This window comes from Devosia sp. YR412 (assembly GCF_900110945.1).
Lineage (GTDB): Bacteria > Pseudomonadota > Alphaproteobacteria > Rhizobiales > Devosiaceae > Devosia.
The window spans coordinates 1,303,209-1,314,395 of sequence record NZ_FOFL01000001.1; the positions used below are offsets into that span (position 1 = coordinate 1,303,209).

General features: G+C 62.1%; 10 protein-coding genes. 5 read left to right on the forward strand and 5 right to left on the reverse strand.

Going from position 1 to position 11,187, the window contains the following annotated elements; all coding sequences use genetic code 11:
• Positions 1-9 precede the first annotated feature (9 nt).
• From BM045_RS06240 to BM045_RS06250, 3 genes are all read right to left on the reverse strand, one after another.
• The gene (locus BM045_RS06240; RefSeq protein WP_092180652.1) at positions 10-1,194 is read right to left on the reverse strand and encodes an amino acid aminotransferase; all 1,185 of its coding nucleotides are present in this window, start codon (positions 1,192-1,194) and stop codon (positions 10-12) included.
• 70 nt (positions 1,195-1,264) lie between these two features.
• On the reverse strand, positions 1,265-2,194 hold the full coding sequence (locus BM045_RS06245; RefSeq protein WP_092180655.1) for an electron transfer flavoprotein subunit alpha/FixB family protein: 930 nt from the start codon (positions 2,192-2,194) through the stop codon (positions 1,265-1,267).
• On the reverse strand, positions 2,194-2,952 hold the full coding sequence (locus tag BM045_RS06250; RefSeq protein WP_092180658.1) for an electron transfer flavoprotein subunit beta/FixA family protein: 759 nt from the start codon (positions 2,950-2,952) through the stop codon (positions 2,194-2,196). The genes BM045_RS06245 and BM045_RS06250 overlap by 1 nt, the downstream gene beginning before the upstream one ends.
• 207 nt (positions 2,953-3,159) lie before the next feature.
• On the opposite strand from BM045_RS06250, the gene BM045_RS06255 reads away from it, so the two are divergent.
• The 3 genes from BM045_RS06255 to BM045_RS06265 are packed head-to-tail and all read left to right on the forward strand — an operon-like array spanning position 3,160 to position 5,750.
• Positions 3,160-4,329: a M20 aminoacylase family protein gene (locus BM045_RS06255; RefSeq protein WP_092180661.1), complete on the forward strand. Its 1,170-nt coding sequence runs from the start codon at positions 3,160-3,162 to the stop codon at positions 4,327-4,329.
• Positions 4,330-4,389: 60 nt separating this feature from the next.
• A complete protein-coding gene (locus BM045_RS06260) occupies positions 4,390-5,478 on the forward strand; it encodes an AbrB family transcriptional regulator (protein ID WP_092180664.1) in 1,089 nt (362 codons plus the stop codon).
• Positions 5,475-5,750, forward strand: coding sequence for a hypothetical protein (locus BM045_RS06265; RefSeq protein WP_092180667.1), 276 nt, complete (start codon positions 5,475-5,477; stop codon positions 5,748-5,750). The genes BM045_RS06260 and BM045_RS06265 overlap by 4 nt, the downstream gene beginning before the upstream one ends.
• A 35-nt stretch (positions 5,751-5,785) precedes the next feature.
• On the opposite strand, the gene BM045_RS06270 is transcribed toward BM045_RS06265, so the two are convergent.
• Positions 5,786-7,426 (reverse strand): alpha-glucosidase family protein, encoded by a 1,641-nt coding sequence (locus tag BM045_RS06270; protein ID WP_092180670.1) that lies wholly within the window; start codon positions 7,424-7,426, stop codon positions 5,786-5,788.
• Positions 7,427-7,503: 77 nt separating this feature from the next.
• Positions 7,504-8,433 carry a 2-hydroxyacid dehydrogenase gene (locus BM045_RS06275; RefSeq protein WP_092180672.1) on the reverse strand — a complete coding sequence of 310 codons (930 nt, stop codon included), beginning with the start codon at positions 8,431-8,433 and terminating at the stop codon, positions 7,504-7,506.
• 154 nt (positions 8,434-8,587) lie between these two features.
• Here BM045_RS06275 and BM045_RS06280 point away from each other — a divergent pair, with 154 nt between their 5' ends.
• Both BM045_RS06280 and BM045_RS06285 read left to right on the forward strand, forming a co-directional pair.
• On the forward strand, positions 8,588-10,009 hold the full coding sequence (locus BM045_RS06280; RefSeq protein WP_092180675.1) for a circularly permuted type 2 ATP-grasp protein: 1,422 nt from the start codon (positions 8,588-8,590) through the stop codon (positions 10,007-10,009).
• Positions 10,010-10,011: 2 nt separating this feature from the next.
• Entirely contained in the window at positions 10,012-10,965 is a 954-nt protein-coding gene (locus BM045_RS06285; RefSeq protein ID WP_092180677.1) for an alpha-E domain-containing protein, read from the forward strand.
• Positions 10,966-11,187: the final 222 nt, after the last annotated feature.

Consider the following 11,187-nt stretch of genomic DNA (forward strand, 5'->3'; position numbering starts at 1 on the left):
ACGACTGAACTATTTGATCGCGGCGAGCAGGGCATCGGCCAGATCGCCAATGCGATCTTCCGGGATGCCCGCGACGTTGATGCGACTGTCACCGATCATATAGACGCCGTTCTCGGCTTTTAGATGTTCAACGACGGAATTTTCCAGCCCGAGCAGCGAGAACATGCCGCGGTGGGCGGCGATAAAGTCGAAATCCTTGGAATTGGATTTCTGGCGGATGGCTTCGCTCAGCTTTTCGCGCAGCGTGATCATGCGGCCGCGCATCTGGTTGAGCTCGGTCTCCCATTCCGCACGCAACGTGGCGTCTTCGAGGATGGTGCGGATGATTTCCGCGCCATGATCGGGTGGCTGGCTATAGGCGCCACGGATGATGTTGAGCAGCTGCGACTGGGTCACATCGGCTTCAGCGGTATCTCGGGCCACGAGAATGGCCGCACCGACGCGCTCGCGGTAGAGGCCGAAATTTTTCGAGCCGGAGAAGGCGACCAGCGCTTCGGGAACCGCCGAGAGGATCTTGCGCGTGCCATAGGCGTCGGCTTCAATGCCATCGCCAAAGCCGAGATAGGCCAGGTCGATAAAGGGCAAGGCGCCGGTGCGCAGCAGGCTGGCGGTCACCTCATCCCATTGTTCTGGCGTCAGGTTTGCGCCGGTGGGGTTGTGGCAGCAGCCGTGCAGCAGCACGACGTCTTCCTTGCCCAGCTTGTCGAGTGTGGCCAGCATGGCCTCGAACTTCACGCCACGCGTTTCGGTGTCGAAATAGGGATACTTTTGGACCTTGAGGCCGGAATTTTCGGCGATCGGATTGTGGTTGGGCCAGGTCGGATCGGAGACCCAGACCGTCGCGCCGGGACGGGCGCGGTTGATCAGCTGCATCAGCACCCAGAGCGAGCCGGTACCGCCGGGGGCCTGGGCAATGCGGACGCGCGAGCGGTCGACGCTATCGGCCAGGGCGAGGTCGAGCACGGCGGCGCCGAAACCCTTGTTGCCGGCGATGCCGAGGTAGGTCTTGGTTTTTTCAGTATCGAGAATACGTTGCTCCGCCTTGCGGACGGCGGACATCACGGCGGTGACACCCTTTTCGTCCTTATAGACGCCGACGCCCAGGTCGATCTTGGTGGCGCGCGGGTCGGCTGCGTATTCGCCCATAAGCGCCAGGATCTTGTCGCCGGGGGCCTTGGTCAGGGTCTCGAACATGATGAAGAAGTGTTCCGGTGGAATGCAGGATGGTTATAGGCGGGAGCAGAGAATTTGCAATCGGCAAACGTCAGCGTTTGACGCCGGCCTTGTCCAGCTCGGTCAGTAATTGCGGAATGATTTCAAAGAGATCGCCGATCAGCGCGACATCGGCCAGCTTGACCAAAGGCGCTTCGGAATCGGAGTTGATGGCGACGATCTTCTTGGCGCCCTGGATGCCGGCGAGATGCTGCAGCGCGCCGGAAATGCCAATGGCAATATAGAGATCGGGGGCGATGATCTTGCCGGTTTGGCCGACTTGCCAGTCATTGGGGGCATAGCCCGCATCGACGGCGGCGCGGGTGGCGCCAATGGCGGCACCGAGCTTTTTGGCAAGCTGCTCAATGAGTTGGAACTTATTGGCCGAGCCGAGTGCCACGCCGCCGCCGACCACGATCTGGGCGGTGGCGAGATCGGGGGTATCGCTCTCGGTGCGGTGCTGGGCGATCAGTTTCGCGGCAGAAACGACGGCGTTTTCAATGGTTTCGATTGGCGCATTGTTACCAGTCGCGGCGGCGCGGAAGGCCGAGGCGCGGATAGTGAGGACGTGTTTGGCCTGGTTGTCGGTGACGGTCTGCAGCGCATTGCCGGCGTAGATCGGGCGGATAAAGCGGGTCGGGCCAAGCACTTCGACAATGTCGGTGACAGGCATGATGTCGAGCTTTGCAGCAACGCGGGGCAGTCGATCCTTGCCGACGCTGCCGGCAGACTGGACGATATAGCTGTAGCCATTTGCGAACCGTTCAATCACCAAACTGTCACCATCTGCGGTATTTGGTGAATCGGCCACTAGGACCTTGGTGACGCCGGCCAGTTTGGCCGCTTCGGTGGCGATATCGGTCGTACCGTGACCGAGAACCAGCAGGTCGATCGGACCCAGTTCACTGACCGCATGGACGACGCGGGCGGTGGCGGGCGAGAGAACACCCAGATCGTGATCTGCGATAACCAGGACGCTCATCACAGCGCCTCCATCTGCGAGACTTCGCCGGCAATATAGGCGGCCAGCTCACCGGCCGAGCCGACAGTCTTGCCGGCCACGCGTTCGGCGGGTGGCGAGACCTTCTCCACCACGAGGCGCGACGCAAGGTCGATGCCGAATTCGGCGGCGGGACGAACAGCCAGCGGCTTGGAGCGGGCTTTCATCACCATGGGCAGCGCCGCATTGCGCGGGGTGTTGAGGCGGAGGTCGGCAGTGACGATGGCGGGCAGCGGAAGGCTGACAACTTCGGTGCCGGTATCGACTTCGCGCGTGACGTCCAGCGCCGCGCCATTGACCGTGATGGCCGAGGCGAAGGTGGCCTGTGGGCGGTCGGTCAGCGCGGCCAGCATCTGGCCGACGTGATTGCTGTCGTCATCGACGGCCTGCTTGCCGAGCAGGACTAGATCGGGGTTTTCCTCGGCCACAACCTTGGCCAGCAGCTTGGCAATGGCCAGGGTTTCGAGCTCAGCGTCCGTTTCGATCAGGATGCCGCGATGGGCGCCCATGGCGAGGGCGGTGAGAATGACGTCATTGGCAACCTTGGGGCCGATGGAGACCACGACAATCTCGTCGCCATGACCGGCCTCGCCGAGCTGCACCGCTGCCTCGACGGCGTGCTTGCAGAAGGGGTTCATCGACATGCGCACGCCGGAGGTTTCGACACCCGTGCCATCGGGGCGAACCCGGATGCGAACATTGTGATCGACGACACGCTTGATAGCGACCAGGATTTTCATGGAGCTCTCCGGCAAGATGGCGGTGTCATGACAAATATGCAGGAGACGGGCAAGCCGCAGCGGGGGAAATTTGGCCCAGCAGGCTCCGGATTGTTGGAAAACCACACCGGATGCCGGGTGCGACATGGCGCGCAATGATGTGCTAGTGTTGACGCCACCCATTGGGACAGCGACACTGACCCAGAATAGACTGCTTCGGACCCTTTTATGCCTGTCATCAATCGTATTGCCGAGTTTCAAGACGAAATCGCCGCCTGGCGCCAGGATTTCCACGCCAATCCGGAAATTCTCTACGAGGTGGTGCGGACCGCCGGCATTGTCGAAGACAGGCTGCGCGAATTCGGTGTCGACGAGATCGTCACCGGCATCGGGCGCACCGGCGTGGTCGGCATCATCAATGGCCGCAGCAACACCAGCGGCCGCACCATCGGGTTGCGCGCCGACATGGATGCGCTGCCGGTGACGGAAAAGACCGGCAAGGCCTATGCCTCGAGCGTGGACGGCAAGATGCATGCCTGCGGCCATGACGGGCATACTGCCATGCTGCTGGGCGCGGCCAAATACCTGGCCGAGACGCGCAATTTCGACGGGCGGATCGCCGTGATCTTCCAGCCGGCCGAAGAGGGCGGCGCCGGTGGCAAGGCCATGCTCAATGACGGGCTGGTGGAAAAGTTCGGCATCGACGAATTCTATGGCATGCACAATTGGCCCGGCATGCCGGCTGGGCATTTCGGCATTCGCGTCGGCGGCATCATGGCCGCAACCGACCGCTTCTATATCGACATTACCGGCCAGGGCGGCCATGCGGCACGGCCGCAGACCACCATCGACCCGATCGTCGTCGCGGCCAATATGATCGTCGGGCTGCAGTCGATCGTCTCGCGCAATGTCGATCCGCTGGCCAATGCCGTGCTGTCGGTGACCATGGTGGAAGCCGGCGAGGCCGACAATGTGATCTCGCGCACCGCCAAGATCACCGGCACGGTGCGCACGCTCGACCTCGGCGTGCAGGACCTGATCGAGCAGCGTCTGGTGGATTTCGTGCCGCAGTTTGCTAAGAGCTTTGGTGCGACGGCGACGGTGCGCTATGCCCGTGGCTATCCGGTGACGGTCAACTCGCCGGCCCAGACCGATTTCGCCGCCGAAGTGGCGCGCGATGTGGTGGGCAGAGAGCGCGTCGATGCCGATACGCCGCCATCGATGGGCGGCGAGGATTTCTCCTTCATGCTGGAAGAGCGCCCTGGCGCCTATATCTTCCTCGGCAATGGCGACAGTTCAGAGCTGCATACCGATAGCTATGATTTCAATGACGAGGTTATTCCGGTGGGCGTGACCTATTGGGTGCGGCTGGCAGAGAAGGCTTTGCCGGTTGGGTAGTTTTCCGCGCGAGAGTGGCTTCGCCTTGCCGCTTGTTTTCGTCACGACCAAAGCTGTTGTATGCCCGCCCTCTCCACCATTCTCCCCGTCCTTCTCACCATAGCTATCTCCGCCATCGGCGGTGGAATTGCCACGCTGGTCGGGCTGCCGGCCGGGTGGTTGATGGGTGGGGCGTTGGCGGTCACCGCGGCGGCGATGGCTGGCCTGCCGATCAGGATGCCGGATCGGTTGCGGGATGTTTCGTTCCTGCTGATCGGCATGTCGATGGGCGCTTCGGTGGCGCCGGACAGTCTGCAGCTGATTGCCAGCTGGCCGATCAGTCTGGCCGCGCTGATGCTGGAACTGGTGCTGATCGTCTCGCTGACCGGCTGGATGCTGGCGAAATTCTTCAAGCTCGATCCGGGCACGGCCTATCTCAGCTCGTTTCCGGGGCATTTGTCTTTCGTGCTGGGCATTGCCGCGGCCGGCGTTGGCGATCCGCGGCAGATCGTCATCATCCAGGTGATCCGGCTGCTGATGCTAACGATCTGCGTGCCGATCGGGGCGCTGTTTCTGCAGGTCGGCTCTGAAGTGGCGGCGGCGGACATCCTGCCGGTGCTGGAATGGTGGCAGATTGTGCTGCTGGCGGCGGGCTGCTTCGTGGTGGGACTGATCTTCGTCCGGCTGCGGGTGCCGGCGGGTTTCGTGCTGGGGGCGATGGCGCTGTCGACGGCGGCCAAGCTGGCTGGGCTTTATGTCGGAACCATGCCGGCGCCGCTGACCATGGTCACCTTCGTCTTGACCGGAGCGCTGATCGGCTCGCGTTTTGCCGGCTTCAGCCGTAAGGAATTCGTCACCGCGGCCAAGGGCGGCTTCATTGCCACGGCGATGACGGTAGGCATTGTCACGCTGATTGCCTATGGGGTGAGCCTGCTCGTCGACATGCCCTTCGGGCAAATCTGGCTGGGCCTATCACCCGGGGCGCTGGAGGGCATGGGGGCGCTGGGCATTGCACTCGGCTATGACACCGCTTTCATTGCCGCGCATCATGTCATCCGCCTGCTGGTGCTGAGCTTTGCCATCCCAGCGGTGGTGGTGTTCATCCGTCGGCGCGAAGCCGCCACATTTGCGCGGCAAGACAGGATGGAATCACAGGACATCGCCAAATGAACAAACCCCTCGCCTTCAGCCTGATCGCCTTTGCCCTGATGGCCGCGCCTGCCGTGGCCGCGCCGATCTGTTCGGGCAGCTTTGGCCTCGACCGCGAGATCTTCTCAGAGGAAGAGCTCAACGAATACAATTACAACATTCTGCGCAGCAATGGCGTCAACGTCATCCGCGCCGAAGTCTGGGGCGGATGCATCCGCGCCTTCGTGCGGCTGGAAGACGGCAGCGAACAGATGCAGTTCTTCGACCCGCAGGGCTTCCGCCGCGTTGAATAGTCGGTAGTTGAGAGGGGAGCATGGCTCCCCTCATCTCATTTGAGGCGTAGCTTGACCGGACGACCGGCGGGCAGCGCAACAAAGGCATAACCATTGGCGCCCAGCGTCAGGGTGTCGCCGTCCAGCGCGGCATTCTGCGACACAGATTCCAGCGCCGTGCCATCCAGCAGGCCAGTGGCGGTCAGTTCCTGCGGGTCAGCCGAGAGATTGAAAACGCAGAGCAGCGCATCATTGCCCTGGCTGCGGGTATAGGCCAGCACCGGCTCGTCCAGCTTGTGGAAGGCGATATCGCCATCGAGCAGCGCCGGATGCTGTTTCCGCCAGGCGAGGGCTTGCCGGTAAAAGGCCAGCGTTGAATTTTCATCGACATTCTGGCCGGCGACATTGAGGGCCGACTGCGCCGGCTTTACCGGCAGCCAGGGCGTACCAGTGGTGAAGCCATTGGGTGCCTCGCCCTGATCCCAGGGCATGGGCGTGCGGCAGCCGTCGCGGCCCTTGTCTTCGGGCCAGAAGCGAATGCCGCGCGGATCGGTCAATTCCTCGAACAGCAGATCGGTTTCGGGCAGGCCCAGTTCCTCGCCCTGATAGAGGCAGACCGAGCCCTTGAGCGACAGGACCAGCGCGGCCGACTGGCGGGCCAGTTCGGCTTGTGAGGCGCTATGCTTGGCCCAGCGCGTCATGTGGCGCGGCACATCATGGTTGGAAAAGCTCCAGCACGGCCAGCCGTCCGGCCCGACCTTGAAGAAGGTCTCGATACGCTCGCGGAAATGCAGGGCGGTGAAATCATGCCCAAGAAAATCAAAGCCATAGCACATGTGCAGCGTGTCGCCGCCCGAGGTGTATTCGGCCATCAGCTCGACGGATTTGTGGCTGTCGCCCACTTCACCAACCGAGGTGGCGCCGGGATAGTCATTGAGCAGCGTGCGGACGCGCTTCAGGAAATCGAGATTTTCCGGCTGGCTCTTGGAGTATTTATGCTCCTGCATGTCATAGGGATTGACCGCATAGGGCAGATGCTCGTCCTTTTTGTTGGGCGGATTGGAGCGCAGTTTCTTGTCGTGAAAATAGTAGTTCACGGTATCGAGGCGGAAGCCGTCGATACCGCGTTCGAGCCAGAAGCGCATGACGTCAAGCACGGCCTGCTGCACGTCGGGATTGTGGAAGTTGAGGTCGGGCTGGCTGGCGAGAAAATTGTGCAGGTAATATTGCCCGCGGGTCGGGTTCCATTCCCAGGCGCGGCCACCGAACACCGCCGGCCAATTGTTGGGCGGAGAACCATCGGGCAGCGGATCGGCCCAGACATACCAGTCAGCTCGCATATTGGTGCGGTTGAGGCGGCTTTCCTGGAACCAGGGATGCAGGTCCGAGGTGTGGCTGACCACCTGGTCCATGATGACTTTGAGGCCTCGGGCATGAGCCTGCTCGACCAGCGAGTCGAAGTCATGCAGCGAGCCGAACAGCGGGTCGACGTCGCGATAGTCGCTGACATCATAGCCCATGTCGGCCTGCGGCGAACGGGTGATCGGCGAGAGCCAGATGCAATCGACGCCGAGGCTGGCGATGTGATCGAGGCGGCGGATAATGCCCGGCAGATCGCCGACGCCATCGCCATTGCTGTCCTGAAAGGACCGCGGATAGACCTGATAGATCACCCCGCCGCGCCACCATTCGGTCATGCTCGTCTCCCTGCTGTTGTGTCGAGGCTAGTGGAGCGTAACGCCGATGGGAATCAGGGCGTTGCGCAGGGCTGAAATTACACCACGGCCGAGATCAGCGGCTCGCCGGCGAAATGGGCGTCGAGATTGGCGACCAGCAGCGCGCCCATGGCATCACGGGTCTGGTGCGTGGCGCTGCCCTGGTGCGGCGACAGCACGACGTTGTCGAGGGCTAGGAAGGCTTCGGGGACTTGCGGCTCGTTCTCGAACACATCGAGGGCGGCGCCGCCGAGGCCACCGTTTTGCAGCAGCTCCAGCATGGCGGGTTCATCGACAAGGGTGCCACGGGCGACATTGACCAGCTTGCCCTTGGCGCCGAGGGCGGTGAGGACTTCGCGCGAGACAATGCGCTCGGTGCCCTTGCCGCCCGGGGCGATGATGACCAGCCAGTCGCTGTCGCGGGCCATGTCGACGAGATTGTCGTAAAACACATGCGGCTCTGACGGCTGGCGTTTGCGGCCATGATAGACGACGCGCATTTTCATCGCCTGGGCGCGGGCGGCAATTTCCTTGCCGATGCGGCCGAGACCGAGAATGCCGAGGGTCTTGCCGGTGAGTTCGGAATAGAGGCCGAAGCTGGCATTGGGCCATTTGCCCTGGCGGACAAACTGGTCGCCCTGTGGGATGCGGCGGGCGAGGGAAATCATCAGACCGATGGTCAGCTCGGCCACGGCGTCGTTGAGCACGTCGGGCGTATTGGTGACGCGGATATTGCGGGCCTTGGCGGTTTTGGTGTCGATATTGTCGTAGCCGACGCCGAAGCTGGCGATGATTTCGAGATTGGGCAGCGCGTCCATCAGTTCGGCCTGCACGCCCGAGCCGGCATGGGCGCGGATGCGGGCGCCGTGTTCGGCCAGCCAGGCTTTCGGGTCGGCCTGCTCGTGCAGCTTGTGGACAGTGTAGCGCTCGGCCAGCGCGGCTTCGCAGGAAGCGAGCAGCTTGCCGGTTTGCAGTATCTCGATCGTCATGGGATTTTCTCCTCTTCTGCACCAGCTTAGCGGGCGAGAGACACATCGCAAGCCCTCCCCTGCCCCAGATTGTCACCGGGAGCGCTGGACGCGACAAAATAAAAGTGTAGCAATGTGAAGGCGATGGGATGAGCCGTATTACCTTCGGAGCATAATGGGCGACACAACGCCGTTTGACGAAATGTACAATCCGGACGGTTCGGTCCGCGAGCCCTACCGTGTGCTGGCCCAATGGCTGGACGAGCAGAAGGGCAAGGCGCTGAACCTGATGCAGGCCGACGCCGAGGCGATCTTCCGCAAGCTGGGCATCACCTTTGCCGTCTATGGCTCGGATGAGGGGACCGAAAAGGTCATTCCCTTCGACGTCATCCCCCGCATCATTGCGGCGCAGGAGTGGAAAGAGCTGTCGCGGGGCATAGAGCAGCGCGTCAAGGCGCTGAACGCCTTCTTGCACGACATCTATCACGACCAGAACATCCTCAAGGCCGGCAAGGTCCCCGAGAAGCTGATCCTCAACAATGCGGCCTTCTGTCCGCCGATGATGGGCGTCAATCCGGCACGCAATGTCTATGCCCATATCATCGGCGTCGATATCGTGCGCACCGGGCCGGACGCCTTCTTCGTGCTGGAGGACAATCTGCGTACGCCGTCGGGTGTCAGCTATATGCTGGAAGACCGCGAGGCGATGATGATGCTGGCGCCGGACCTGTTCCAGCGCATCAAGGTGGCGCCGGTCGACACCTATGCGGAAAACCTGCGGGCGACGCTGGAAAGCGTGGCACCAGAAGGCACCAGGGGTACGCCCAATATCGTCGTTTTGACGCCGGGCATCTTCAACTCGGCCTATTTCGAACATTCCTTCCTCGCCGACCAGATGGGGGCGACGCTCTGCGAAGGCCCCGACCTGTTTGTCGAAGAGGGCAAGGTCTATATGCGGACAACGCTCGGGCCGGAGCGGGTCGATGTCATCTATCGCCGCATCGACGATGCCTATCTCGATCCGCTGACCTTCAAGCCGGATTCCATGCTGGGCGTGCCCGGCCTGTTCGACGCCTATGCCAAGGGCAATGTGACGCTCGTCAATGCGCCGGGCACCGGCATTGCCGACGACAAGGCCGTCTATACCTATGTGCCCGAGATCATCGAGTTCTATCTGGGCGAAAAGGCGCTGCTGCAGAATGTGCCGACCTACAACTGCACCGATAGCGACCAGCGCGCCTATGTGCTCGACAACATCGCCGACCTGGTGGTGAAGGAAGTTCACGGCTCGGGCGGCTACGGCATGATGGTGGGACCCACCGCGTCCAAGGCCATGCATCGCGAATTCAAGAAGAAGATCCTGGCCCGGCCCGACAATTACATCGTGCAGCCGACCCTGGCGCTTTCGACCTGCCCGACCTTCGTCAATTCCGGCATTGCGCCACGGCATGTCGACCTGCGGCCCTATGTGCTGATTGGCGATGAAGTGCGCATCACCCCCGGCGGGCTGACCCGCGTGGCGCTCAAGAAGGGATCGCTGGTGGTGAACTCGTCGCAAGGCGGCGGCACCAAGGATACGTGGGTGCTCGAAGAATGACCATGTTGGGTAGAACTGCACAGCACCTGTTCTGGCTCTCGCGCTATGTCGAGCGGGCCGAAAACATGTCCCGCCTGCTCGAGGTGGGCTATCGCATGAGCCTGACCAGCCGCCGCGAGGGCGGCGAGAGCGAGCATCTCGTGTCGATGATGCAGGCCGCCGAAGTCGACGAGGAATGGGCCAAGAAGGACCGCGTGGCCGATGTCGAGACAGTGACGCATTTCATGCTGTTCGACGCCAGCAACCCGAGCTCGGTGCATTGCTGCCTGATGGCGGCGCGCAACAATGCGCGCACCGTGCGCACGGCGATCACCAGCGACATGTGGGAAACCCTCAATGGCGCTTGGCTGACCTTCAGCCAGCTCAAGCCGCGCGACGTGCGCGGGGCAAAGCTCTTGGGCGTTTTGGAATGGATTAAGCAGATCAGCCACGAATTCCGTGGCGCCTTCCAGGGCACGCTGCTGCGCGACGATGGCTATGCGTTCCTGCAGGCCGGCGGGCTGATCGAGCGGGCCGACAATACGGCGCGTATTCTCGACATGAAATATTACGTGCTGCTGCCGCAGGCCAAGATGGTGGGCGGCGACCTCGATATCCAGCAATGGACGCTGATCCTGCGCGCTGCCTCGGCGCATCGCAGCTATCGCCACGTCTATCACGAGGGCTACAAGGCGCAGAATATCGCCGACTTCCTGATCCTGCGGCCGGAAATGCCGCGCTCGCTGATCTACTGCGCGCGCTTCATCGAGACGCAGGTCGAGGCGCTGGCCAAATTCTACGGCTGCAGCAAAAGCTGCGACGGGGCAGCAGCGGAGCTACGCGCCATGGTCGAGGACACGACGATGGAAACCATCTTCGCCCACGGCCTGCATGAGTTTCTCACTGAATTCATCGAGCGCAACAACAAGCTGACCACGGCGCTGTCGGAGAGCTATAATTTCTATCAGACGGCCTAAGGGCTTTTCGCCGCCATATACGCGGTGTCATCCCGGCCTTGAGCCGGGATCCATCCTGAGATTTCTGGACGGCCGCAAGGTGGTTCGTTCGATCGACCTTGCGGCTGTGCGTTCATCTCAGATGGGCCCCTCTGAGTTCACAAACGAAGTGCAACAGCTCACACAGATGTTGCCATGTCGAACTACCGCCAGTTATCGATCGAGGAACGCTTTACGATTGCC

Bases quoted from the DNA above. Each gene is read 5' to 3' on its own strand.
- BM045_RS06240 (WP_092180652.1), bottom strand. From the start codon at position 1,194: ATGTTCGAGACCCTGACCAAGGCCCCCGGCGACAAGATCCTGGCGCTT.
- BM045_RS06245 (WP_092180655.1), bottom strand. From the start codon at position 2,194: ATGAGCGTCCTGGTTATCGCAGATCACGATCTGGGTGTTCTCTCGCCC.
- BM045_RS06250 (WP_092180658.1), bottom strand. From the start codon at position 2,952: ATGAAAATCCTGGTCGCTATCAAGCGTGTCGTCGATCACAATGTTCGC.
- BM045_RS06255 (WP_092180661.1), top strand. From the start codon at position 3,160: ATGCCTGTCATCAATCGTATTGCCGAGTTTCAAGACGAAATCGCCGCC.
- BM045_RS06260 (WP_092180664.1), top strand. From the start codon at position 4,390: ATGCCCGCCCTCTCCACCATTCTCCCCGTCCTTCTCACCATAGCTATC.
- BM045_RS06265 (WP_092180667.1), top strand. From the start codon at position 5,475: ATGAACAAACCCCTCGCCTTCAGCCTGATCGCCTTTGCCCTGATGGCC.
- BM045_RS06270 (WP_092180670.1), bottom strand. From the start codon at position 7,426: ATGACCGAATGGTGGCGCGGCGGGGTGATCTATCAGGTCTATCCGCGG.
- BM045_RS06275 (WP_092180672.1), bottom strand. From the start codon at position 8,433: ATGACGATCGAGATACTGCAAACCGGCAAGCTGCTCGCTTCCTGCGAA.
- BM045_RS06280 (WP_092180675.1), top strand. From the start codon at position 8,588: ATGGGCGACACAACGCCGTTTGACGAAATGTACAATCCGGACGGTTCG.
- BM045_RS06285 (WP_092180677.1), top strand. From the start codon at position 10,012: ATGTTGGGTAGAACTGCACAGCACCTGTTCTGGCTCTCGCGCTATGTC.